The 25,273-nt window shown below is 69.7% G+C and carries 16 protein-coding genes and 3 pseudogenes; 8 read left to right on the top strand and 11 right to left on the bottom strand.

The window, feature by feature from the left end:
• Positions 1-544, bottom strand: a 544-nt coding sequence (locus tag AOK11_RS44115) for a hypothetical protein (RefSeq protein ID WP_206188950.1), incomplete at its 3' end; no start/stop codon positions are given.
• Positions 545-807: 263 nt separating this feature from the next.
• Here AOK11_RS44115 and AOK11_RS28860 point away from each other — a divergent pair.
• Both AOK11_RS28860 and AOK11_RS28865 read left to right on the top strand, forming a co-directional pair.
• A complete protein-coding gene (locus AOK11_RS28860) occupies positions 808-2,562 on the top strand; it encodes a lysyl oxidase family protein (RefSeq protein ID WP_055596662.1) in 1,755 nt (584 codons plus the stop codon).
• Between the two features lie 48 nt (positions 2,563-2,610).
• Positions 2,611-2,892: an integrase core domain-containing protein gene (locus AOK11_RS28865; RefSeq protein ID WP_055596663.1), complete on the top strand. Its 282-nt coding sequence runs from the start codon at positions 2,611-2,613 to the stop codon at positions 2,890-2,892.
• A 316-nt stretch (positions 2,893-3,208) separates the two neighbouring features.
• Here AOK11_RS28865 and AOK11_RS28870 read toward each other — a convergent pair whose 3' ends face one another.
• The 5 genes and pseudogenes from AOK11_RS28870 to AOK11_RS28890 form a co-directional block, all read right to left on the bottom strand.
• Positions 3,209-4,354, bottom strand: coding sequence for a CapA family protein (locus AOK11_RS28870; RefSeq protein WP_055596664.1), 1,146 nt, complete (start codon positions 4,352-4,354; stop codon positions 3,209-3,211).
• A 96-nt stretch (positions 4,355-4,450) separates the two neighbouring features.
• Positions 4,451-5,535 (bottom strand): annotated as a pseudogene (locus tag AOK11_RS28875) (integrase core domain-containing protein).
• A gap of 131 nt (positions 5,536-5,666) precedes the next feature.
• Positions 5,667-7,610 carry a pentapeptide repeat-containing protein gene (locus AOK11_RS28880; RefSeq protein WP_055596665.1) on the bottom strand — a complete coding sequence of 648 codons (1,944 nt, stop codon included), beginning with the start codon at positions 7,608-7,610 and terminating at the stop codon, positions 5,667-5,669.
• 13 nt (positions 7,611-7,623) lie between these two features.
• Positions 7,624-9,003: an esterase/lipase family protein gene (locus tag AOK11_RS28885; RefSeq protein ID WP_055596666.1), complete on the bottom strand. Its 1,380-nt coding sequence runs from the start codon at positions 9,001-9,003 to the stop codon at positions 7,624-7,626.
• The gene (locus AOK11_RS28890; RefSeq protein WP_240497525.1) at positions 9,004-13,482 is read right to left on the bottom strand and encodes a peptidase C14 caspase catalytic subunit p20; all 4,479 of its coding nucleotides are present in this window, start codon (positions 13,480-13,482) and stop codon (positions 9,004-9,006) included.
• A gap of 124 nt (positions 13,483-13,606) precedes the next feature.
• Between AOK11_RS28890 and AOK11_RS28895 the strand changes: the two genes are divergently transcribed.
• Complete coding sequence (locus AOK11_RS28895; RefSeq protein ID WP_055596668.1) at positions 13,607-14,596, top strand: hypothetical protein; 990 nt, start codon at positions 13,607-13,609, stop codon at positions 14,594-14,596.
• A gap of 373 nt (positions 14,597-14,969) precedes the next feature.
• On the opposite strand, the gene istB is transcribed toward AOK11_RS28895, so the two are convergent.
• The 3 genes from istB to AOK11_RS43590 form a co-directional block, all read right to left on the bottom strand.
• On the bottom strand, positions 14,970-15,779 hold the full coding sequence (gene istB, locus AOK11_RS28900) for an IS21-like element helper ATPase IstB (RefSeq protein WP_240497526.1): 810 nt from the start codon (positions 15,777-15,779) through the stop codon (positions 14,970-14,972).
• A complete protein-coding gene (locus AOK11_RS28905; RefSeq protein ID WP_167353844.1) occupies positions 15,776-16,474 on the bottom strand; it encodes a Mu transposase domain-containing protein in 699 nt (232 codons plus the stop codon). The genes istB and AOK11_RS28905 overlap by 4 nt, the downstream gene beginning before the upstream one ends.
• 63 nt (positions 16,475-16,537) lie before the next feature.
• Complete coding sequence (locus AOK11_RS43590) at positions 16,538-16,705, bottom strand: hypothetical protein (RefSeq protein WP_240497527.1); 168 nt, start codon at positions 16,703-16,705, stop codon at positions 16,538-16,540.
• Here AOK11_RS43590 and AOK11_RS28910 point away from each other — a divergent pair.
• Complete coding sequence (locus AOK11_RS28910; RefSeq protein WP_240497528.1) at positions 16,698-17,081, top strand: PIN domain-containing protein; 384 nt, start codon at positions 16,698-16,700, stop codon at positions 17,079-17,081. The genes AOK11_RS43590 and AOK11_RS28910 overlap by 8 nt on opposite strands.
• Before the next feature lie 39 nt (positions 17,082-17,120).
• On the opposite strand, the gene AOK11_RS28915 is transcribed toward AOK11_RS28910, so the two are convergent.
• Complete coding sequence (locus tag AOK11_RS28915) at positions 17,121-18,803, bottom strand: SWIM zinc finger family protein (protein ID WP_055596670.1); 1,683 nt, start codon at positions 18,801-18,803, stop codon at positions 17,121-17,123.
• 305 nt (positions 18,804-19,108) lie between these two features.
• On the opposite strand from AOK11_RS28915, the pseudogene AOK11_RS28920 reads away from it, so the two are divergent.
• The 3 genes and pseudogenes from AOK11_RS28920 (at position 19,109) to AOK11_RS28930 (ending at position 22,322) form a co-directional block, all read left to right on the top strand.
• A pseudogene (locus AOK11_RS28920) lies at positions 19,109-19,824 on the top strand (VOC family protein).
• Positions 19,825-20,038: 214 nt separating this feature from the next.
• The gene (locus AOK11_RS28925; protein WP_055596671.1) at positions 20,039-21,034 is read left to right on the top strand and encodes a hypothetical protein; all 996 of its coding nucleotides are present in this window, start codon (positions 20,039-20,041) and stop codon (positions 21,032-21,034) included.
• A 259-nt stretch (positions 21,035-21,293) separates the two neighbouring features.
• Positions 21,294-22,322: a hypothetical protein gene (locus AOK11_RS28930; RefSeq protein ID WP_055596672.1), complete on the top strand. Its 1,029-nt coding sequence runs from the start codon at positions 21,294-21,296 to the stop codon at positions 22,320-22,322.
• A 400-nt stretch (positions 22,323-22,722) separates the two neighbouring features.
• Here AOK11_RS28930 and AOK11_RS28935 read toward each other — a convergent pair whose 3' ends face one another.
• Positions 22,723-23,862, bottom strand: coding sequence for a hypothetical protein (locus tag AOK11_RS28935; RefSeq protein WP_107098705.1), 1,140 nt, complete (start codon positions 23,860-23,862; stop codon positions 22,723-22,725).
• A gap of 266 nt (positions 23,863-24,128) precedes the next feature.
• Between AOK11_RS28935 and AOK11_RS28940 the strand changes: the two are divergent.
• Positions 24,129-25,156: pseudogene (locus AOK11_RS28940) on the top strand (integrase).
• Positions 25,157-25,273: the final 117 nt, after the last annotated feature.

Below are 25,273 nucleotides of genomic sequence, written 5' to 3' on the forward strand. Positions count from 1 at the left end.
CTGCCGCGCGGCAGAAAGCGACGGATGAACGCGGTGGTGTGTCTTCACTCGCGCCCCACACCCGTCGCCGTCCTCGCACCGCACCGTTCGTCGCGCTTACCGGCCGTCTTTGGCATTGTCGCGGCGCGGCCGGTTCGGCTCCCTGCCGATCTGCGCGGTGACCTGCCGGATCTCCCGCTCGCTGTAGGCGGTGCGCACCCCGGAGAAGCTGAATCCGGTAGCGCGGGCGAGCTCCTCCAGCCCGTAAGGACGGCTGCCGTGGAACTCGGCCGTAGGGCAGCAGTTGGCGGATCTGGGCGTCGACGGCCTCCTTCTGCGCCTTCAGGTCCTCGAGCGCAAGCGGCAGCGGGTTGATCTGCTGGTCGTCGCTTGCGGCCTCAAGGCGGAGGGTATCCCTCTTGCGCTGCTCGAGGGCCTGTTCGCAAGCGTCGTCGTAGCAGTCCTCGGGGGTGACGGTGCCCGGCTCGAGCAACGGGTTGCGCAGGGCGGCCAGTTCTTCCGTGACAGTGCCGGCCATGTACCTGCCCGCCTTGACCTGGGCCATCGGGCAGTTTCTATCAAAGGGCTCACCACCGGGTGGACCGTACCCGAAACTTCGGCCTGATTTCGTCTGCAATAGAACGATCCGGCCAACACCCCGTGGTTTTCCACCTTCCGGACAACCGAGCATCCGGTCCGTTCCTCTCACAGCGCGGGTACGACAAGTGCCCGTCACTCTGCCTGCGCGGCGGCTTTCCTGGCCTGGCCGACAAGCCGAGCCGCCGACCGCCTGCTTCCTTTCCACAGCATCCGAAGGACGAGGGATCGATGACCAGAACGCGCAACATCCGGCCGCGGCGTCCGCTGCTCGCCGGCACCACGGCTGTCGCCGCCATGGCCGTGACGGCGGGGCTCGTGGCCGCCACTGCGGAGCCGGCGAAAGCAGCGGCAGGGCCCAAGCTGAGCCTTATCGCCGCGACCACTTCGATCACGCTCACCTCTTGGAAGGAGGAGCCGGGCGTCTACCTCGACCTCGGCACCTACCTCACCGCCGAGGGGACGCCGCTGGAGCTGAAGGTGACCCGGAAGTCCTACAAGGACCCGGTGACCATCACCCAGACCGTGTACGAGGGCGGCAAGGCCAAGGCCAAGGTGCTGCCCAAAGGCACAGTGAAGGACTTCTCCGGACTGCGGGACTTCGCGAAGATCACGGTCACGGACAAGGCGGGCAAGAAGGTCCTCAGTCGTAGCGAGGACTTCTGCCCGAACAACGCCAGCGGCCGGGTGCGACCCGACGCGCCCGCCACCTCGAAGTATCCGGAGAGCTGCCCCACCAACCCGTTCACCCTCGGTTCGGTATGGGGTGTCGAGAAGGGCTGGGCGGCCAACACCTACGCGGGTTCCTACACCGAGCCGGTCATGCTGGCAGCCGGCACCTACACCGCCAAGGTCGGGGTCGCCAAGAAGTACCGTGACCTGTTCGGCATCGCCAACAAGCCGGCCACAATCAAGGTGACTGTGCAGGAGCGGAGCTACGAGGACGAGCAGAGCGCCACCGGGCCGGCGTCCCGGTCCTCCGCCTCAGGCGAGCACGCAGGTCACGGAGCCGCTCACCAGGCGCCGACCGCGCATACGGGCCACGGGTCGGGACACGCCCCGACGCCCGCCCAAGCCGCCGCGCCGGTCACGAGCGGCGCGGGCCCCTCGTACAACGTGGGCCACGGGCCGCTGAAGGCGGCGCCACCCACCCTGCCGTGGGCGCTGAAGAAGCAGCAGGCCGCGCGCTCGATGCGGGTCGGCGACACAGGCGGCCAGACCGACGGCTCGCGCAAGGCGCCGGCGCTTCAGCCGCTGTCGAAGCGACCCGCCGGCAAGCCCTCCGTCCCGGACGTCCCCAAGCCCGACCTGCGCTCGCTGCCGGCCTACGGCATCGTCGTCAGCGACGGTGAGAGGGACATCCCCGGCAAGGACTATCTGGCCTTCAGCGCCAACGTGTGGAACGCCGGTCCGGCGCAGCTGGTGGTGGACGGCTTCCGGTCGCCCGGCAAGGCCAAGATGGACGCCTACCAGTACTTCTACGACGCCAAGGGCAAGCAGGTCGGCTACACCCCGACCGGCACCATGGAATGGGACCCGCGTCCGGGCCATATGCACTGGCACTTCACGGACTTCGCCAGCTACCGGCTGCTGAAGGCGAACAAGAAGGAGGCCGTGCGCAGCGGCAAGGAGGCTTTCTGCCTCGCGAACACCGACGCGATCGACTACACGGTAAAGAACGCCAACTGGCATCCGTTCAACACCGATCTGTCCACCGCCTGCGGTGCGGAGAACTCGATCTCCGTCCGGGAGGTGTTGGACGTCGGCTCCGGTGACACGTACTCACAGGACCTGCCGGGCCAGTCCTTCGACATCACAGATGTGCCCAACGGCACGTACTACATCCAGGTGCTGGCCAACCCGGAGAAGCGGCTGAAGGAGACCAGCGTCGACAACAACAGCGCTCTGCGGAAGATCGTACTCGGTGGCAAGCCAGGTAAACGGACGGTGACCGTACCGGCACACGACCTGGTCAACGGGAACTGACGATACGTCAGAAGAATTACTGACGCGGGTCAAGGGGTCGACGGCCACGTGCAATGGCCGTCGGCCCCCACGCCGCACGGTGAACGGGTCATCGGGACCCTGTGGCGCGAGGCCCTCGACCATCTGCTGATCCGGAATGAGACCCGTGCCCGGCGCGTGCTCGACGAGTACGCCCGGCACCACAACGGGCATCGCCCACGTCAGGCCCGCGGGCGACTGCCACCGTTCGCCGAACGGCGGCCCGCACCGGTCACCGGCCTGAGCACCACGCGACTCCTGCGCAGCCGCGTTCTCGGCGGCCTGATCAGCGAATACGGATACGTGGTTTGACCAGCAGAGACGAATATCCGAACGGCACAGGGCACGGCCGGTGTGATCGTGGGGTGGATCAAGACGTAAGGGCCGGCCGTGGGGCTGTGCTGCCAGAGCGTTGGTAGTGCGTCATTTGCTGGAGCGGCAGCAGACGGGAGAGCTGTCTACCCGGCATGTGCGTGCGGTCGCACCGGCAACCATCGTCGGCGGCACGACACCAGCCGTCATAGATCCCGACCACGGCCAACACCACCCCGGATCACTGACGCATCAACACCGGAGCAATACAGACAAACTATCCCAGGTCGTCGGCGCGGGATCGTGCCTTCGGTGGTCATCGCGGACCTCGTGAGGCTCCGGGGCGGGGGTGTTGCCGGCGTGGATCCAGCGAGAGCGTGCCATCGCTCTCCAGGTCCAGGTGGACTCCGGTGCTGACGCGGTTCAGGGTCGCCCGTACCCAGACGGCATCCCGGTGCGGGGCGCCTTCCAGCCGCATGCGCCTTGCCCGCAGCGGCACCATGCGCAGACCGAGAAACCGCCCGCTGTCCGCCGCCACCGTGACGAAGTAGGCGAGCCGGAGGTCGTCGCGGTACTCCTCGTAACCGCCGATGCCCTCGTAGTCGTCGATGAAGTCGCCGCAGCCGTGCAGCACCAGCCGCCGGCGGTACACCTCGATGGGGCGGGGGTGGTGCGAGGAGTGTCCGTGGACGAGGTCGGCACCGCCGTCCACCAGGGCGTGCGCGAAACGGGTCTGCTCGCGGGGGACGTGATACCCCCAGTTGGAGCCCCAGTGCACGGACACGACCATGATGTCGCCCGCACGCTTCAACCGCCGTATGCGCCGCACCACCGCGGCGGCCGTGACGGCCGAAAGGTCGGGGAGGTGGGCGACGCCGGAGAGGGCGGCGGTCGCCGCCCAGCCGGGCGGGATGCCGCTGGAGGTTGCTCCGAGGGCGAGAACCAGGACACGGCCGCCGGCCGGGTTGGGGACGGCGGCGGGCCGGTACGCCTCGTCGGCGCTCCGCCCGGCGCCCGCCACCTGCAGGCCGGCGCGGTCGAGCGTGTCCAGCGTCTCCTCCAGGCCCGCCCGGCCGAAGTCCAGTACGTGGTTGTTTGCCAGGACGCAGACGTCGGGGCGGGCGACCGTGAGGGCGGACACGTTGGCCGGATGCATGCGGTAGTGCACCGCCTTGCCGGGCGCGAACGCGTCACTGCGGGTGACGGAAGTCTCCAGATTGACGATCCGCACGTCCGGGGCAGCGGAGTCCAGCAACCGGAGTGCCTCGCCCCATGGCCAGGAGGGCGGCACGGGGGCCGGGATCGGACCGTTGACCGACTCGGCCAGGCGGACGTAGGCGCGGGCATCCGCGACGCAGGTCTCCCGCAGCACCGGATCGCCGGGGTGGGCCAGGATCTGGTCGACGCCGCGTCCGAGCATCACATCGCCGCATACGAACAGCGTCACCACGCCGCTGGTCATACCTCTACGATAGGCGCGCCTGCGAGGGGGCGGGATCGCGCGGGCTTCCCGCCCGACGCGCTCACCCTGTGGGGCTCGTAGAGTCATCGCTGCAGCTCAAGCCGTGTATCGGTACTCGTTGATGACCCCGCCGAGGACGCGGGTGCGCAGGAGCCTGCGGGGCACGCGATCGTGCAATACCGCTGGCTGCTCCCGGGCTTCGGGTGGTCGTTGGCCTCGTGCTCGGTGTGGCCGATGCGTGGTGTGGTGCTCCTGGTACTCGGCGAGGACCTGGGGGGCGTGGGCTTCGTGCACGATCAGGATGTGGTCCAGGGCTTCCCGGCGGATCGTGCCGATCACGCGCTCGCAGTGGGCGTTCATTCGCGGCGCCCGGGGCGCGCTGAGCAGCACGTCCACGTCCTCGGCCGCGAAGACGGCGTCGAAGGAGTCGGTGTACTGCGCGTCCCGGTCGCGGATCAAGAAGCGCGGTGACTTCGGGCGCGGGCCCGGCTCGACGGCGAGGTTGCGGGCTTGTTGCACGGTCCGCTGCCCGGTCGGGTGCGCGGTCACACCGGCGAGGTGCGGGCGGCGCGTGCCGTGCTCGAGGAGGACCAGCGCGTAGACCCGGCGAAGGCCGGCCAGGTCGATGTGGAGGAAGTCGCATGCGAGGAGGCCCTCGGCTGCGCGGTCGGGAACTCGCGCCGTGCCGGCCCGCTGCGGCGTGGGGCCGGTTTCATGCCGGCGGCCGTCAGGGTCTCCCAGACCGTCGTGGTGCCGATCGGATGTCCGAGGCGGGCGGGTTCGCCCTGGATCCGTCGACAGCCCCAACGCGGATTCTCCTGGGCCGGTGGCAGCACCGGCGCCGTCACCGCGCCGGCGGTCGGTGGCCTGCCTGGCCTCCAGCGGCGCTTGCTGTAGTCCCACTTGACCGCGATGGGTCTGCGGTGTCACGCGGGCAGGGTCGCGGGCGTGACCGGGAATACCCGCGCCCATCGGCGTCGCGGGAACAACGCGGACAGCGCAGCGAACCAGATCCGGTCGGCCAGCTTGTACCGCACCGGACCGGTGAGCTGCCTGCGCAGCACCGCGTTCCCATGCCGCAGCACCAACGATTCGGCATTCTTGGCCGCGCGTCGACGCAACAGCACCGCCGGGACCGACAGCGGCTTCCGCGTCACCCGATACACCAGTGAGACGATCACCCGGGCAGGGTTCCAGGAGGCCCTCGTGGCGCGCCGGACCCACTCTGAGCAGCAGCGACGAATTTCCGAACGGCACAGGTGATCGCACACTGATCCGACGTAACGGCGTGCCCGGCGAGGACCGGGACACGTCATCGCTTCACGCGGCTGCGCACGGCGAGGATGGCAAGCCCGAGCAGAGCCGGCTCGACGAGGCGGGCAGTCATCTCGACGTACGTCCCGGTGGTGGTCAGATCCTGTCCGGAGGCCCGGAAGATCACCGAGTTGACCACCACTCTCACGGACTTCTCGAACCGCGCGGTCGACAGACGCCTTGTGTACGGCCCTTCCGGGTTGACGGGTGTCGGCTTCCTGGTCGTCAGGGCTACTCGGCGGCCGTCGGTGGTCCCCGCACTGACCGGGTCCGGGTCGGCCTGAGGCAGCCCCCACAGCATCATCGCGAGCACGGTGGCCGTCATCGCCAGGACCAGCCAGGCCAGGGCACGCACGGCGCGCAGGCCGTATCCGGAGAGTGCCCAGTACATCCGCAGCAGCGTCCGCTCACCGCGGGACGCCGTGGCGTCGTGGCGGCGCATCTCCATCTCGCCGTAGTAGAAGTCGGCCGCGCCCGGCTCGTTCCGGCCGTCCTCGAGCGCCTTGCGGAGCTGCCGGTAGACCGGCGCGAGCACGGCGGGTTCATGCGTCTCGACGCCCGGTGGCGCGGGCATCCAGCCGTCGCCGTACCGGGTCGCCCGCCAGTGGTGCTCCTCGGCGAGGGTCCGGCGGCGTATCCAGCGCAGCCCGACGGGTGGTGGCGACAGGATGCAGCGGCCTTCGAGCCGCAACTGGTCCAGGTGGACCGTCTCCACGAAGAGACAGCCGGTCAGGTCGACGTCGGCCAGCACCAGGTACGCGGCGTCCACGCCCTTGACCGAGGTGACACGCACCCGGTCATCGGTGAGCCCCGGTTCGGCGATCACCTCACCCTCCGGCGAGACGAACGGGCGGGGCCGGCCGACGACGGTCACCGGGAACTCCACCACGGCGTCGCTCAGATCCACCCCGGCGTACCGCAGCCGCAGCGCGGCGGTGGACGCCCAGCGTGTCCGCCGGCAGCGCACCTCCCGCGCGGCGGCCTCCAGCGTCACCGCGGCCTCGAACACGGCGTCGGAGAAGTCCACCGTCCCTGGGCAGACCAGCGGGCCGATCCGGGCGGTACGCCGGAACACCGCCCGCCGGAAACCCACGTCGGCCTCCAACCGGGCCCCGGAGAACGACAGGTCACCACCGATCGCGGCCCCGTCGAACGTGGCTTCCGCCGCGAAGTGAGCCTCGGCGAACGGCATGTCCCCGCCGATGTCCGCCCCGTTGAAGCAGGCTCTGCCCCGGTGAAAATGCGTACCGTCGAAACAGGCCCGGCCGGTGATCCGGATCTTCTCGAAGTCGGCACCGTCCTCGAAGACCGCGCCGTCGAAGGCGGCTTCCCCGTCGATGACCGCGCCGTCGAAGGAGGCGATGCCACACACCCGGACACCCGAGAAGTAGGCATCCCCGCACGTCATGCCCTTGAACATCGCACCGCGGCCGACCTCGCGGACACAGAACCGCAACGTGCCCTTGATCCGCACCTCGTAGAACCAGGCATCACCGCCCACTTCTGTGTCATCGAGCCACACATCTCCCGCGACCTGCGCCGCACCGAGGCGGAAATCACCCCCGGCATGTACCTCACGGACGTACACACCCCCGCCGAACACGGCCGACGCGAAGGAGCAGAAGCCGCCGAAGTCGATCCCCTCGAACTCCGCATCTCCGGTGAACCGCACCTCGTCGAACGATGCCTCCCCCACCCGCGCTCGCCGGCTCCCCGGATCCCTGAGCGGTGCGAGGAGCTCGTCGAGCAGGCTCTGGGTGAAGGGTGTGCCCCGGTGGTCGAGGTCGGCGCCGGGGGTCAGCGAGGCCAGATGGGCGGCCCGTTCGGCGCTGTCCAGATGCGCCAGACAGAACGTGTACGAGCCCACTCTGCGCCCCCGGCAGCGTTCCCCCATGTCGAGGTGTTCGCACTGCGGCCACGCGGGGGCGTCGGTTCCGGTCATTCCAGCTCCCGTCTCATACCGCCACGACCGTCACGTCCCTCCGGTCACGCCCCTTCGGCCGGTCGACCAGTGCCTCGACCACCCAGCGCCCGGGGGTGGCTTCCAGTTCAGCCCGATAACGGTCGGGCTCGTACTGCCGGAAGACGACGGGTTGCTTGTCGGTACGGCCTGAACGCCACCTGAATGTCCGCAGATTGCGTCGCAGCAGGTCGTGCCCCAGCAGCTCGATCACGAACGGACGGCCGGCGGCGACCGGGTCCCGGGGGAAGTGCAGGACGATGCCCTCCTCACCCGCGAGTGTGCCGCTGGGCGCGCGTCCCGCGCGGATCGCGAGCATCGCGTCCCGGAGCGCGGGACCGCTCGCCAGGTCCGCGTTCCGGAAGTCGGTCCACAGCATGGGGTCCGTGCCGGTCCAGTCCGCGACAGCCGACCGGCGTGGCACTGTCCCGTCGCCGCTCCCCAGCAGACTGTTGGTGATCCGTAACCCATCGGAGGAGAGCGTGAGCGCCTCGGGGCTCGGGAAGTCGACGCTGCCGAGACAGTGCACGGTGTACGGGAGGGGGCCGACGCGCCGGTGTTCGTCGCAGGCCGAGCGGAACTCCTCCCGGAAGGCCACTGCCTCGCGGACGGCGTCGCCCGGCAGCCCGGGAACCGGGTAGCGGTTGTCGGTGATCTGCCGTTCGCGGCTCTTTCCCTCGACCCGCACGGCGGGGTACCCCGGCAGCAGTTCGGCGACCGCCGGCAGGGTGAGCGCCCACTCGCGCAGCGCCTCGTTCAGCCGGGCGGCCGCGTCCGCGCCGGGGCCTGCGTCGCCGGGGACCGCATGACCGGCCAGCAGCCGGGCAGCCTGGACCAGCCCCTGCTGCGGCGTGCCGAGGGCCACCAGAGTCCGGGCGGTCTCCCGGCCGTTCTCGTGTTCCAGGTAGTGCCGTCCGATCAGACCGCCCGTCGCATGGCAGACCAGAATGACGCGCGGATCGTCGGTCCGGCCCGGGTAGTACGCGTCGACCTCCGTGTGCCACCGCTCGAGCTCGCGCGCCACCCGCGCCTTCAGCTGCCGGGCCACCAGCCGGTGGGACAGCCGCCAGTCGTAACCGAACGGCACGAACTGCACGTCGAGCGGGTCGCCGAGGGCGGCACGGATATCGGGATAACCCATGCAGGACAGCAGCCCAGGCACGGAGTCCGGGACCTCCAGCAGGGTGTCGGCGTCCAGCCGGAAAGGTCCCTCGGGCGGCGCGTCCCCCAGCCCCGGCGGGAGGGCCACTTCGGCGAGCGCCGCGGCCGACGAGCCGATCAGCCGCTCACCGCATCGCGCCCAGAGGTCCCGGCCATCCCGGCACAGCCGGGTGCCCAGAAACCCCGGGACGAAAACCACCAGATCGTGTTCCATTCACTCTCCCCGTGTCCCGGTGCCGAAGAACGTGTGCGGCAGCCGGATCAGATCGCAACGGTCCTCCCCCTGCAACGCCATCACCAGACCCTCCGGGTCCATCGCGGTACGCACGGCGTGCACGCCGTACCCTCGCGTGGGAATCCCCGGCCCGGCCAGCCATTCCCGGGACCAGACGTCCCACGCGCGCGACACCGCCTCCGGCATGCAGAGCAGCAGCACGGGCTGCTCCACGGGGCCCGCGAACACCAGGGACGTCACCTCGGGGTAGTCCCCCGGCAGCCGCTCCGGGGGGATACTCCCGTCGCCGGAGCAGTCCTTGACGTACACGCTGCCGTGGTCCGCCCAGGCCAGGATGGGCATCGAGACGTCGTCCTCGTCGTCGTACAGCTCCCCGAGGGCGAGGCAGGAGGGGTCGGCCGTGAGCAGGACGCGCTGCTCGATGCCGTGCTCGCCCTCGGTCCAGACCCGCAGCTGGTCACTCAGATCACCGGCCATCCAGTACGAACCGTCCCGGAGGACCCTCGTGTCGAACCCGCAGAACCCGCTGTCGGGCCGGATCTCGCGCACCGCGATCCCGGCGGAAGACACATCGGCCGGGACCTCGTGGCGTACCAGCCGCCAACCGTCGGCCACGCTCAACCGCAACGTCCCGGCGTCCGGACCGCCGACCAGGCTCAGCGCGCGGACCGGTTGGCCTGCGACACCGCCGAGCGGGATGTCCCGGTGGGCGATGACCGACAGGCTGTCGTCGAGCCGCCACAGCCGTACGATCCGGCCGTCCTCGGCAGCCACCGTCCGGCCGGTCGCGGGGGCCATCTGCCGGACGGCCGCGGCGGCCGCCGTCCAGCCGCCTGCCGCCCGTACCGCGGCCACCGCCGTCACCACGCGCCCCTCGTGGGCGAGCTCCGTGGCCGGAAGGGCGGCCGGATCCCCCTGCTCCGGCCGGGAGACCCGGATCCGGTCGTGCCAGGCGCGGCACAGCAGCGGCGAACCGTCCGGTGCGCCGGCCAGGGCAAGGACCGGACGCTCGTTGTTCGGCCGCCGCTGGATCCCGTAACCGGTCTCCAGCGCGGGGACCACGTCGACCACCCGGATGTACGGGCCGTCGGCGACCGCGAGCAGTCCCTGACCGCCCGGCTCGAACGCGACGGCGCCCTCGCGGGGGGCGTTCAGAACGAGCGTGGCCTCGCGCCCGGACTGCCCCACGGACCATATCCGGACGGCCACTTCCTCGTATCCGGCGAGCAGCACTTCATCGCCGTGCCGCCCGAAGGCCAGGCCGCGCGCGTTCGACGGGTACGTCGCCACCTCTTCCACGACCGGCTCGGGGCCCGGCACCAGCCGCCAGACGTATACAGCGGTCCCGTCGGCCACGGCGAGAAAGCCCTCCCGGGGCGAGACCGCGAACGCCGCGGCGGCCATCGCAGGCGCCGCCAGGGTCGCGCCGGGATCGGTCCGGCAGGCGTGCAGACCGTTCACCCCGTTGCGGTCGCGGCTGACTTCGAACAGCTCCACCCGCTCGGCGCCCGCCGCCAGAACGAACATCCGCGTGCCCAGGGTGAGGGCCGCGAGCTGCCGCACATCCGCCGCCAGGACCACTCTCAGCTGGGTGTCCAGGTGGGTGTGACCCTTCCAGGACCACACCCACACCCGGTCCCCGTCGGCCGCCAGGGCCACGTTCTCGCCCTCCATCTCGGCCACCGACAGGGCGCGCAGGCTGCCGCCCCACCGGTACTCCTGATCGGGCAGCCGGGTCCCCGCGCGCCAGAAGTACACGGCCCGGTCGTCCCGGGCGATGGTGGCCCAGCGGGCTCCCGCGCCCACCTCACGCACCTCACTGAGCGGGCGTCCGCGCTCCCCGCCGGTCCGGGGCAGCCGGCGGGTCAGCAACCGGGCGCCCGACTCCGGGTGCAGGACCTGGATCTCCCCCAGTCCGCCGGCGGTCAGGGTGTCCGTGTGGGTCAGCCCCGTCGCTCCGGTCCCGGCGCGCCAGCTCAGCGCCCGCGCGCCGCCCGAAGGCGCCGCGCGCCGCCACTCAGGGGGGTCCGGCGGGACATCGGTCCAGTACTCCTGCCAGGGGAGGAAGCCGTCGGTGCGGCGCAGCGTCTGGTACGTCGCGTCGCGGTGGCTGACGAAGGCGGTGGCGCTGAGCAGGGCCTTGCGCTCCAGCAGAACCGACGCTGGCAGCGGACGGGACGCGCGAGGGAACGAGCCCGCGATCCTGCCGTACAACGCGGCGCCGTCGCAGTCCCTGGTCAGACCCGCCGCGAGCGGCAGCATGACATCAGGGTTCGTACGCAGCAGGAAGCCCACGTCCTCGAAGAGCTGCCGCAGGGCTTCCGGTCCCACCTGGGCGGCGTGGGCGCCCAGGTATTCGAGGGTGTACTCGTCGGCGCCGCTCCAGTCGCCGCTGGCGCGGGCGCGCAGTGCGTCGAGCACCCTGCGGTGTGCCTCCCGGGTGGTCAGTCCGGCGTCGGAGAGGAAGAACTCGCCGTAACTCGGATGGGCCAGCTGATGGCGGGTCCGCCCGGCCGTCTGCCGCGTGCCGTCCTTCTGGGTGGCGACGATGCCGCCGTCGGCGCTCCGGCACACCTGTCGCAGATCTTCCGGCGTGAGCTCCGATGAGTCGGCCTCGCGCAGTGCGTTGGCGAGCGTCAGCCAGGCCGCGTCCGGGGTCAGCCCGGGGCCCTGGATCACTGCCAGCGCCCGCAGCACCTCGTGGGCGCGCCGTGCGCCGGGCTGCTCGCTCAGGTAGCGCGTCTCCTCCGCCAGGCGGGTGCGCAGGTCCGTACCGCCGTTGCGCAGCCACGCCTGCAGTTCGGCCTCGGTGGCGACCGTGGTCCGCCGGGCGAGTCGGGTCGCGACCAACCGGGCTACCAGGAACGAGCCGTGACTCCGCGCCGCGGCGATCTCGGCCGTCCAGTCGCGGTCCTCCCGTCGCGCGTCACCCCGGTACGGGGAGTGCTCGGTGTCCAGTACGGACCGCACCATGCCAGTGATGCTCGCGCGCGCCTCCTCGTCGTCCCCGAGGACCACGGGTTCGACGCTGAGTTCCAGGGTGTCCAGGAGCGACTCCTCTTCCGTGGGCGCGGTGGTACGCCGGCGGGGCTGCGTCCGGGTACCGACGATCACCCGGACACCGGGCGTGGCCGCCAGGGGGTTCAGGAGGTGCCGGGCGATCGCGTATGCCTGATCCGGGAGGGCCTCGTCGAGCGCGTCGAAGAGCAGGTTCACCGAACCCGCCCGGCCCACCAACTTCTCGAAGGCGCCGGTGAACTTCTCCGACGTCACCGGCTCCTCCGGCAACGGCGACGCACCGTCGATGTCCGCCAGTACCTCTCGCAGATGCGCGGCCAGAGAATGGGCGGACTGCCCCCGGCAGCTCAGCGCCGCGTGCACGGTTCCCGCCCGGGGCAGCGTCGCGGGGTCGAGATCCGGACCGAGGGTCTCCCGCCAGCTCGGCAGGGAGGCGAGTGCCAGCCGGCCGAGCAGCGCGGTCTTCCCCGTGCCGGCCAGGCCCGTCACCGCGAGCAGCCCTTTCGGGTGGGTGTCCATCCAGCGCACTATTCGGCTCAGCACATCCCGCCGGCCAGCGAAGTGGCGGCTGAGATGACTGTTTTCCTCGAGACCGAACTGCTCGGCCTCGACCCACGGCTTCCGCCGCGTCAGCACGGCCGGCGTGTACACCGGCCGGTCGGACTGGCGGTAGTAGGGATTGTCGAGGAAGTTGTTGGGAAGCGCCCGGACCTCGCGGCAGTCCGGCCGTTGCGCCGGGTCGTCGAGACCGTCGTCCGCGGCCCGCGCGTCCACGGCACGGCAGAGATACGGTAGCGGCAGATACAGTGCGGACGGCTCGAACGGGCGGGCCTGGTCGTCCGCCACGAAGTCCGGCTTCGCCAGCGCTTCCTCCAGCCACGTCACCCAGCGGCCCGCCGGTACCTGCGCGTCCGCTCCCGAGGTGCCGATGACGGCGAAGCCCTTCCGACGGCTCTCCCGCGCTCGGATTACCGCGGGATCCCGTTCCAGCTCCACGGCGTGCCGCACCGCCTCGCCCAGGGAGTTGTAGCTCTGCGACGAGCAGGCGTCGACTATCAGCAGGGTGTCCGTCTCGTACTCCGGGCGCAGCAGGAGCCCCACCAGCTCCAGCAGGGAGACGGCCCGAGCGGGGTCGAACTCGCCCGACTGCCAGGAGTCGGCGCAGGCGAGGAAGTAGCCCTTGTTTCCGCGCTGGACGCCGTGCCCCGTCCAGTAGAGGATCTTCCGCTGGGCGCTGGCAGCCAGGAATTCCTCCAGCCCGGCCCATAGACGCTGCCGGGTCGCACCGCTCCGGTCGGCCCGGAGGGTCTCCCCGAACCCCAGCTTCTCCCGCGCGGTCTCGGTGAAGCGGTCACGGACCTCGTCCAGCTGCGGGCGGCGCAGCCGCTGCCGCTCTTCCTCGTCCGGGTGGAGGTACTCCGGTACGGCGATCGTGCCCACCAGGGAAGAGGATCGCCGCTCGGCTTTCAGTAACGCCAACCGGTTGTCCGTGTCGCTTCGTACCATGAGATCGACAGCCCCCCCGTAAGTGTCCACCACAGCTTATTTACCAGTGGAGTTGGCGATGCGAGACAGATTCACCGTGGTTGGCCGGGCAACGGGCTGTCATCTCTTCGAGGGTGACGGGACCCGGCCGATCGACGAGGAGAACGTCCACGTCAAGTACACGCCGGAGCGTGTGCGGTTCCCCGAGGAGATCGCCGCCTGGCGGCGGTCCATCGAGGCGGAGGAGGAGCGCAAGGAGGCCGGAGGGCTGCCGCACCGGTGGAACAACGCGCGGTTCGCGGTCGAGCGGGTCGTGGTCACCCGTACGCATCTGGCCGAGGAGCCCGTGGTGTCCCTCACCCTGCGGGACGCCGACTACTTCGACTTCCTCACCACCTCGCTCAACCTGGACCGGCGGCAGAAGAACGGCTTCACGCTGCGCGAGCAGTATCTGGAGGGCAGTGACCCGGCCGACGCGCCCTCCTGGATGAACTGTAGCTTCGGCGTCAACGTGGCGCTGGAGACCGGCAAGGACGGCAAGATGCTGTTCTCCCGGCGTAGCGCCCAGGTCGCCGGGCCGAACAGCGCGCGGTGGAACTCCTCCGCCAACGAGGGCCTGGCCCGGCAGCACGACCTGCCTCGGGACGGCAGCCCGGTCAGCCTGCACGCGGTGGCGCGCCGCGCCATCTTCGAGGAGCTCGCCGTGCATGACGGGGACAAGACCAAGGTGGAGCTGCTCGGGTTCGGGCTCGACCTGGTCAACCACCAGTGGGCGGCGTTCTTCCGCGCGGTGGCGCCCGAGCTCGACGAGCCGGCGCTGCGTCTTCGCTGGACGCGAGGTGTCACCGACAAATGGGAGCACGACCGGTTCGAGTTCGTGGACGCGGACCCGGAGTCGGTGTTCGGCTTCATCGCGGACGAGCCGGAGGAGCGGTGGACGCCCTGCGCGCCGCCCCTCTTTTATCTTGCCCTGGTACGCGGTGCCGTGGAGCGCGCTGGCGGTGACCCGGCCGGGCGGTTCGCTGTGGAGCAGGCCGAGCAGAAGGTCATGTCGGACCGTGATCTCTGAGCCGGGAGGCCGGGACGAGACGTCTCAGGGGGGTTCCCGCCCACATCTCCCCCCAGAGGAACGTGGCCGAGGACGAGCGACCCCATGCCGACGACGGGCTCGTTCTTCGTCGCGGGTCCGGTTGCGTTGCCTTTTCGACTCGCGGCGGCATTCGGGCAAGCAGTAGATCTGGCGGAGCCGGGGGTTCGCGGTGAGGATGCCCTCGCAGACCGGGCAGGTGTGGGCGGCCAAGCCGACGGGAGCGCGTCGGCGGGCTGCGCTCCTGCAGCAGCGGGGAGAGCAGTAGATCTGTCTCGGGTTTGGGATGAACTTTGCTTCGCAGAATGGGTAGTTGGCGGGTCTGATGCCGAGCTGTTCGTCGTTGTGGAGGGGGTCAGGAGACACGTGCGTTGACTCCCTTGCGCATGGCGTCGGCCTGGTTCTGGTGGCCGCGAAGTCGGTAGGAGGGCCTGTCGATCCCGGCGACGGTGGCTCGGTGCAGGAGCCGGTCGAGCATGGCGGCGGCGACGGTGGCGTCGCCGAACGCTCCGGCCCAGTCGGCGATGCCGACGTTGGTCGTGAGGATCGTGCTGGACTTGAGATACTTCTGGTTGATCACCTGGAACAGGGCCGAGGCTCCGTCCTCGGGCAGCGGCAGATAGCCGAGCTCGTCGATGATCAAAAGCTTCGGGCCTGCGAAGAAGCACATGCAGGTCTTCCAGCGGCCTTCGAGGGCGGCCTTGTGGCACTTGGCTGCGAGTTCGGCGGCGGTGGTGAAGCAGACGCGGTGGCCGGCGTCGACAGCCGCTCGTCCGAGAGCGACGGACAGCATGGTTTTGCCCACTCCGGGCGGGCCGACGAACAGCACGTTGGAGGCGTCGTCGAGGAAGCGGAGGGTGGCCAGGTCACGGGTCAGTTTCTCGTCGACGCCGGGCTGGGCGGCGAAGTCGAAGTCGGCCAGGGTCCAGGGTTCGGGCAGGCAGGCGAACCGTTCCCGGGTGGCGAGTTTGCGGGCTTCGGTGGCCTCGGCTTCGATCTCCAGGAGCCGTTCCAGGGCTGCGGTCAGTGACATCTGTTCGGTGCGGGCCTGGTCCAGGACCCTGTTCAACGCCTCGGCGGCGTCGTTGAGTTTGAGGTAGGACAGGTGGCCTCTGAGCTGCTGGAATCGGCGGGCTTCACTCACCTGCATCGGTGACGTACTCACTCCGGACTCTCCTCCTGCTTCGGTGAAGGGATACTCCGCAGCCGGTCGGCCACAGCGGCATAGCGGTTCAGGTCGATCACGACCCGCTCGGCTGAACTGCTGGCGGCCGACCCTTCGCGCAGACGCTCGGCTTCGGCCAGGGCTGCGGCTGACGGCGGTTTGCGGACCTTGGTCTTGCAGGGAGCCCGGTCGGAGAACGAGGACAGCACCGCCCTCTCCAGGGCGATGACGTGTCTGTCGTCCCGGACGGTCTGCCCGGTGCCTCGCGGGGCCCGGCGGTGGCAGGCGACGACGGCCCGGCCGGCGGTGACGATCCACAGGTCGTCCTCGCCAAGCCGGTGCAGGACCTTGACCGTGACGCCGGGCAGGCCGGGCGGAACGGAGCAGAGGTTGCCGTCGAAGGCGACCAGGCTCTGCGGACTGACGGTCCGCTCGACCTCCAGCTCGGCCGGGAACGGCCGCACCGGAATGTCGAGCAACACCTCGGCCGCAGCGAGCTCGCCGACAGTGGTGACCGCTCCGTCGATCCGCCGGCGCCGGTCGTCCATCCGGAGCGAGAGCTTGTCGACACCGGACTGGGCCTGCACGACTGTGAGGCCGTCGGGAACCGTGCGCCACCATCGCTGAGCCGCCGAGTGGTTGGCCTTCTCCACCACTCCCTTGTGGTTGCCGCGGCGGGGCGGGCAGATGTCCACCCCGACCCCGTAGTACTTGGCGACGGCGGCGAACGCCGCGGTGACCTGGCCACTGGAGGGATATCAGACCGTGGCCATCCGGTCGAAGCGCCAACGGCGAGCGGTCCCGCCCAGCTTGCGCACGACATCGTCCAGGGCCTGGACCAGATGGGGGAGGCCCTCCGACTCCGCCAGCAGCCCTCCACCGGCCCGAATGCGCCAGGGCCCCGACCAGCAGATGCGCGTGCCCACCCACCCCCCATCCTTCGGCCGGACCACGGCCGAGTGGGGCGACGCGATCGCCGCGGGGCTCGTCGCCCTCTGTGACATCACTGAACTGGAAGCCTTCTGCTCAGCGTGCTCGGCGGTGGACCGGGAGCACGTGCGGCGCAGGTTGAACGCTCATTGCATCTGGTGTCCCATACCCGATGGCATCTACCGACGCGCACGCGTCGTTCAGGAACTGTTCACCGCCAAAGGCGAGCATCGCAGTGTGGGTTTCGTCGATCTGCCGGTCGCCGCCGCTGCGGAAGAGTCCGGGCTGACGCTGCTGCACTACGACCGCGGCTTCGAGTCGATCGCCCGTGCGGCCGGACAGCCGGTATGCATGGTCGACCTCAGGAACTGAGAAGCGCCGTCCGGTACGAGGTGAGCGGGCCCGCATCCCTCACAGCCCGCACCGGTCGAGGATGTTCATCAGCTTGCGCCGGCGTTTCAGTTCTGCTCGCAGGCCGGTGAGGCAGTCGGTGAACGCCTCCTGCGTCCCCAGCGCACGATGGCAGTCACGGGCACCCAGCAGCAGCCGGGCCAAGTGCTCGTAGGCACGGTCGCCGGTTGGTTCCTTCAGCCGCTCGATCAGCCGCAGGTAGACCGCGAGCGCCTCGGCCGGGTGCGTCTCGCGTGACAGGTCGGCGAGGTGTTCCCACTGCCGGTCGTCGGCGAGGCCGGTGGCCTCGGGCCAGGCCGTGTCCACATCGCCGTCGTCAAGCAGCGCATCGATCAGTACGGGCCCGCCATACCGCCCGCCGCGCTCACGGCGGGCGTCCTCCCGCAGAGCGGCTAGCGCGGCCACACGCTCGGCCTCCCAGCACTGCGCCGTCTGAGCGGCAGAGCGCAACTGCTGGTAGGCGGCCAGGGACTGCTCGACACGGAAGCGGTCCCGGCGCACCCCGACTACATCCGTCGGCCGCCCCGCCTTCGCGTAATGGGCACACACGTAGTCGACCAAGCGGCCGTCGATGTACGTCTCGGCGGCACAGTCCCGAATTCCGCGCTCCGCCCACGTGAGCGCCTCGTCCGCGCGGCCCGCCGATTCGAGTTCCTCGGCGATGCGCAGATGCGTGGCACCGGACGGGTCGAGGTCCTGCGCGTACAGAGCGACCAGCGCGTCGACATCGCCCTCCGTTTTGACCAGGCGCTCCATCAGATACCGCTCCGCCCAGCCGGACGGCCTGCGCCGCCGCGCCTCGGCCGCCAACTGCCGCAGGCGGGCAAGCCCACTCGGTCCCAGCACCTCGGCGTAGTCGAGCGGGTCCAGCTCCGTCATGTCGTTGCTGTCGCCGAGCACCTGGCCGACCAGCCACTGGGCCAGGTGCTCCGGATCGGTGCGCGCGACTTTGCACGCTTCCAGGTGGGCCTCGGCCATCGCGGCGGCGGCCTGCCCCACCACACCGTCGGAGTCGTCGATCTTCCCGTACGTTTCCCCCAGTACCCGGATCGCCTCCTCGGCCAGACCGAGCGCCTGCACCGCTTGACCGTCGGCGGTCAGGGCGCGCAGCGCGGCCGCCGCCTCTGCCACCTGCTGCGCATACCCGGAGGAATCGGCGTACTCGACGTACCCGTACCGTGCGAAAGGCCGCGGATCAATCAGCGTCAGGATCCGGTCCCGGACCGTACCGATGTCGGAGCGAGCGGCGGCGGCCCGCAGCTCCAGGCGTCGGCGCAGTCGGCGGTCCTCGGCGATCCGCTCCTGCACCAGCGCCAGGAGTTCGTCCCGGGACAGCGCCGTGAGCCATGCTTCTAGGCCAGAGGCTCGTGCCCGTGCGGCGACCTGCTGATGCGGGATCGTCTTCGCCCGCCGCAGCATGGTCAGCCCCACCGCCACACAGTGCTTGCAGAAGTTGCCCTCCTGCCCGTAGGGACAGTCGCACCATCCCGAGGGCCTGTCGTCCCCGCCAAGGGTGAGCTCCACCTTGTAGACATCCGTACCGTGCACCACGGCGGTGACCGAGCCCTCTTCTACCTCCAGACCGCTCACCGCGTCCAGATACCCCAGCCCCCGCTCGAAGGACCGAGCCCCCGCCAGCGCCCGCAGATCGTCTTCGCCGAACCCCACGACTTTCCGTGCCACACCGGTATTCAACCGCAGATCGGCGGCTTCCGGAGGCCCCACGGTCCCGGCTGTCCATACGCGGGCGGCCGCATGTGACAGCGCGGCCACCATCGACCACGTGACTACCACGAACCACGACAGGATCTGCACCGGTATGGAAACGGGGCTGCGTGAACAGACCATGGGCGGTTGACACATGACAGCAGAGGCCGCACGCGGGCTGCGGAATACTCGGCTGCGACCGAGGCCGACCGGCCCATAGGATCCTCGTTCGCGGTGCTGACATGGCCCCCTGCCGACAGTGGGCACTCAACGGACCGAGGATGCGTGGCGCAAGGAGCAGCCGACTCTTCGCAATCTCCTTCGACGCACACCAGTCCGAGCGCCTGGCGCACTTCTGGGCCGGCGTCCTGGGCTTGGAGAGAGCCGACGAGTGTGACGACGGCGTCGCCCTGCTGTCCGGGAACGACGCCGGCTACCGCCTCGGCTTTCGTCCCTCCCAGGTGCAGAAGATCACCCAGAACCGGCTGCACTTCGACCTGACCAGCTCCTGCCTGGAGGACCAGCAGCAGACCGTGACCAGGGCGCTCGACGTCGGCGCGCAGCACGCCGACGTCGGCCAGGAACCGGACGCGTCCCATGTGGTGCTCGCCGACCCCGAGGGCAACGAGTTCTGTGTCCTCGAGCCGGGCAACAACTTCCTCGCCGGCTGCGGCTTCAGCGGAGCGCTCGCCTGCGATGGTTCGCAGGCCGTGGGCTACTTCTGGAGCCAGGCGCTGGGCTGGCCGCTGCTCTGGGACCAGGACGAGGAGACCACCATCCAGTCACCCAACGGCGGTACGAAGATCACGTGGGGCGGTCCGCCGCTCATGCCGGACTTCGGCAAGGACCTGCACTTCGACCTCGCGCCAAACGACGATCAGCAAGCGGAGGTCGAGCGCCTGCTCTCCCTCGAGGGAAGTGTCTCGACCCCGCCCACGGCGCGGTGCTGCTGGCCGACCCCGACGGCAACAAGTTCCGCGTGCTCACACGCCGGTGAAGCCGGAACCGACGGGGACCGCGGCAGGCGATTGCTGCGGCAGTCTCATTGGTGCTCTCGTAGACGTCGGTGCTGCCGTCGGGCCCTGAGGCGTAGAGCGGTGCCTTCCATGCCGATTCCGCCTCCTTTTCAATGCATGGGGTCATCGTGTATCAGGGGCGCCGCGCCCTAAGCACGGTGAACGACCGCAGTCACAGGCAGGGGGAGAGACGGCATGAGGATCATGCTCGACAACAACATCTGGTCCTACCTGGGGGACGAACGGGCCGGTAAGCGGTTCAAGGCAATTGCTCACTCCCTCGGGCATCGCGTAGTGACGCCACCGAGCATCCTGTTGGAAGTACTGCAGCATCCCCTCGCGGACAAGCGGGTGGCCATCGTCGAGGCCATCACGACCGCGACGGACGAACGGCTGCGCAGCGAGGCCGACCGTGAGGGCGCGGAGGTCGTCGCCGAGGTGCGCCGCCTGCACCCGGAGTGGATGCGCTCGATGCCCGACACGGGGCGCGAGGCGACGTGGCGCACCTATTGGACGAAGAAGTTCTGGCGGGATGCGGTGGAGCACCACGACCACTTCCGCAAAACGGAACCGGCACGGCGCACCGCGCGCGCTGTGCAGTGCGTCGTGGACAACCAGAAGGAACAGCGTGAGCGTTGGAACGAAGCCGGCTTCGATCTCCGCGACCTCTCCCAGATCATGATGTCCCCAAGTGAGGAGACCACGGCGGAGCAACGGGCGGGCTGGGGAGACGACGAGCGGGTCGCGGCGTGGAGGCCGTACAACCAGGAGGTGTACTGGCGCGCCTTCGCGACGGGCCGCCGGTCCGTGCTCACCCGTGAGGACACTACCTACGCCGACTGGGTCGGTGCCTGGGCAGACCTGGCCGCCATGTGCGCCTCACGGGAGGTGTTCAACCGGTTCTGGCTGCATGGAGTGGAACCCGAGAACATGCCGCGCAACTGGCTGCGGTGGGCGGCGGACACGGTGCAGGCGGACATGAAGGTCACCGATGGCAACCCCGTCGATGTTCAGCACGCCTCCTACCTGCCGGACTGTGAGGTGTTCCTCACCGCCGACAAGAACTTCCTGCGGGTGCTGGACCGCATCGCGGAGCAGGCCCCCGTCCCCGTGGGGAGGGCTCGCCGGGTGGCACCGGCCGCCCACCGCGGCATCGTGGAGGCAATCGAGCATACACTCCGTACTCTCTGAGACATCCCCGCGAGCACCCAGACGGCTTGACCAAAGAGAGAGGGGCACCGCTTTGGGCTCTGCGATGCCCGCCCCCCTTCTGACTGTGCACTGGGTGGCTGTGTTCGCGAGAACGGGCAGCGGTTGTGCACCGGTTTGGGAGGCACCGATGCCTGCGTACGAATCGAATTGTTCACGGGTTTCGACAGTGCGGGTGTCGGGGTGACTGCCTTCGGGGGCGCTGCATCACGACGGCTGGCGGCTGTTTAAGGTCACGTGCATGTCGAGGACCACACCGCCGCGCCCGCTCGATGTCGAGGCGCTCTTCCCGGGGCCGGCGGCCTACCGGGGCACCACCACCCGGCTTCATCCGCGCCCGGGCCATCCGGACATGGAGGACAGTTCCGTGGGCGGCCCGCTGCTGTGGCCGGCGGACGAACCCTGGCCGGTGTGCACCGAGCCTCACCGCCATGCACGTGGCCGGCGCCCGGCAGACATCCACCGGCAGCGGCAGATCCTGGCTTCCGCATGGCTCCGGGAACCGAACCCCGGCCCTACCAACGAGGAACGACAACTGCTGAAGGAACTGGGCCAGGAACACCGCGTCGAAGAAGCTGCCGCAACCGATCCACTGCCGCTGATCGGCCTTGCGCAGCTGTACCGCAGGGACATCCCCGACCTGCCGGCCGGGCCGGACGACTGCGATCTGCTCCAGGTGTTCTGGTGCCCCTTCGACGCCCACGGCCCGAGCGGCTACGGCATGCTGCTCGACCTGCGCTGGCGCCGGTCGTGGGAGGTCACCGAGGTGCAGATCTCCCCGCCGCAGCCGCGGGTGGTCGGCTTCGAGGGGTACGTGCCCGAGCCGTGCGTGCTGCACCCGGAGCAGGTGGCCACCTACCCGTTCGCCGGCCTCCTCCCGGAGGATCTGTGCGCCCGGATCGACGCTTGGGAAGAGGCGCTGGAGGAGGAGGCCGAGCAGTCGACGGACGACGATGCCGAAGCGCCGGTGGGTTACCAGTGCGACCTGTCCATCCCACCGGGCTGGCGCGTGGGCGGTTTCGCCTCCTGGCACGCCACCGACCCGTCCCCCATGAACTGCCGGACCTGCGCGACACCGATGCACCTGCTGCTGACCGTCGACAGCTCGGAATGGGACGGCGGCAGCAGCTGGAAGCCGCTGAAAGAACAGGACCTTCCCACACACCGGTACGCCAGTCCGACCGAGGTCACCGTGGGCCGCTGGGGCGAACTCAACATCTTCTCCTGCCCCGAAGAGCCCGGCCACCCGCACCGCTGGAGCATCCAATAGGCCACTCGGTCATGACCGATGCACGCACTTGAGGGAGGCCGTTTCCCCGGGCTGCGGCGATCGAGCAGCACTGTGGTCGGCGGCCGAGTGCTGTCGTCTCTCATGAACATCGAACACGGCGCAGTCCGGGTGCCTCCCAAAGCGCTGAGCAACCGCTGCCCGAACCCGTGAACAAAGCCAACTGGGGGACTGGCCAGGTAGGGCGAAGCCCAGTGCCTCGGCGACCGGCTCCAGGTCCGTGGTGTCCGGCAGCGGATCCTCGGCGGGGGGCCGGTTCAGAGTGGGGCGCATGCGCATGCCGCCAGGGTACGGAACCCGGGAGCCACGGGCGGACAGAAAGCACCCGTGCGGTCACTCACCGTGCGAGCGCTGCGTCCGGCCCCGTCAGCGCTCGGCGCGATCAGAACTCGTCCTCTGGGAAGTCCGGGTCGGCGTAGTCGCTTTCGTCCCACTCGGCGTCGTCCATCGCCGGGCCGGCGAAGAAGCCCTCCATGAGTTCCTGCAGATCCAGCTCGGTGGCACCGGCCGGAGCGGTGGGCTTGGTGCCGTCGCTCATCCGCACAGTCAGGCCGAGCTTCTTGACCTTGGCGTCCTCGGCCAACGCGGCGAGGTCCACATTCACCTCGGTCAGCTCGTCGTTCTTCAGCGTGAAGTCCGCCGTCACCTTGGTGTCGGGCGCGTCCTTGAGGTCCTTGTCCGTCGGCAGCTCCATGCCCGGCGGCAGGTCCTTCGTCAGCGGGCGGATCTCGTCGAGAAGCTCGGTGATCAGCGTGCGGAAGGGAGCCGTGGCGGTGACGTGCTCGGTGCCGTTCTCTCCGTCGGCCGTCTTGAAGCTCACCTTACGGGCGACGACCGTCCGGAGGGCTTCCACGAGCTTCTTCTGCGTCTTGGCGTCGAGGGACGGGGCAGGCGCGGGACCGCCCTGGTCCTCCTGGCCCTCGGCGGCGACCTCCTCCATCTTCTTGGCGCTGAACTTCACCCACTTGCCCTCAAGGACGTTCTTGAAGGACTGAGCCTGCGGAGGCAGGTCTTCAGCGGCCGGTGCAGGGCTGCCCATCATCTTGCCGATGGTGTCGACGTCGGCACGGACGTAGACGTAGTCGTCGATCATCCGGTACTCGGCGAGATCGCCCTCCGGATTGCTGATCTTCATGGCCATGCCGACGAGATCCTTCTCGCCGGACTCGTCGAGCGGCTTCTTCGACTGCACGGTAACCGTGATCGTCGCGTCGCTCATCAACTCGGCGGCCTCATCCGGGATCTCGTCGCCGGGCGCGGGGTCGGACTTGGCGTCCAGCGCCTTCAGGGACGTGATGTCGGTGTCCAGGTCGAGCTCGAAGGAGAGCGTCTTCTTCTTGCCGAGCTGCTCGAAGGCCTGGTCGAGCTTCTGGCCGGCGGAAAGCTGCTCCGCCGTTCCGCAGGCAGCGGAGCCCGCGAGTACGGCACCGACGACGGCGGTAGCGGTGAGGGTCTTGCGTATGGCGCTGATGATGGTCTCCTCGTGGGTCCGATCACGAAAGTGATCGATCAGAAGACTCACAACCAGCTCACAAGGTTGCGCTGCCCGATCGGGCAACCGAAGTGAGCCGCAGGAGAGGCCATTTGGCGCAGCGCTCGACGAGCGGTCGGCGTAAAACTGGGCGGAGCGTTGAGGGAGTGGCCGCTCACGCTGGACCTGTCGGACGCGCGCTCGACTCCCAAGGCTTGCACCCCCACTGCGCGACTGTTTCCTGTGCCCTGCGGCAGCCTGCGGCGCCGGCAGCCCTCTCGGCGTAGCTCGTCGTTGCGAGCTGTGCAGCGGGACGGCTGTGCAGGCGTGAGCGCCTCGTCGGGATCCTTGCGTTGCGGCGCCGTCTGCTGGTCCTGCGGCGCGGGGTCGGTCGGCCCGTGTTCACCGGCACCGACCGTGCGGTTCTCGCCGGTCTGCTCCACCACCTCCCCATGGGCGAGCTGCGACATCTCCTGTTGTTGGTCCGCCCGGACACGATCGTGCGCCGGCACCGCGACCTGCTCAAGCGACGCCACGCCGCGACCCGCGTGCCCAAACGCCGCGGGCGCCCACCCACCGTCCGCTCGATCCGCGCCCGCGTGCTGCGCCTGGCCCGCGAGAACAGCTCGTGGGGGTACCGCCGCACCCACGGCGAGCTCGCGGCTCTGGGCGTCAAGGCCGCCGCCTCCACGGTCTGGGAGATCCTCTGCGAGCACGGCATCCCGCCCGCGCCCGAACGGCAGAGCACGACCTGGGCCGACTTCCTGCGCAGCCCACCCGCGCGCTGCTCGCCTGCGACCTGTTCGAGACGCGCACCCTGAGCGGCACGCGGCTGTACGTCTTCGCCGTCATCGAGCATGCCACCAGGCGTGTCCGGATCCTGGGCGCCACCGCGCACCCCACCGCGCAGTGGATCGTGCAGCTGGGGCGTCACCTCGTCATGGACCTGCAGGACGCGGGCAGCAGGGCCCGATTCCTGATCCGCGACCGGGACTCGAAGTTCACGCAGGCCTTCGACGCGGTGCTGGCCGACGCCGGGCTGGAGGTCGTCACCAGCGGCATCCGGATGCCCCGAATGAACTCCATCACGGATCGCTGGATGCAGGCCTGCCGCAGGGAACTGCTGGACCGCACCTTGATCTGGAACCAAAGCCACCTCCTGTACGCGCTCCGCGAGTTCGAATCGTTCTGTAACGGGCATCGGCCGCACCGGGCCCTTGGCCAGGCCGCCCCACTTCGCCCGCTACCTGAACCGACCACCGAACCAGGACAGATCGCGCACCTGGAGGTCCACCGACAGGACCGGCTCGGCGGAACCCTGCATGAGTACCAACATGCCGCCTGAACAGGTCGGATGATTGATCGGCATCCGCGGTCTTGTTTCGGTGAGGAGGTGGTGGTTGGCGGGCGGTGTCGCGTGGTGGGCCTGGCGGGGCCCGGTTGCTTCGGGGTGGGCTTTCGG

The sequence above is a fragment of the Streptomyces hirsutus genome (genome assembly GCF_001418415.1).
Classification (GTDB): Bacteria; Actinomycetota; Actinomycetes; order Streptomycetales; family Streptomycetaceae; genus Streptomyces; species Streptomyces hirsutus.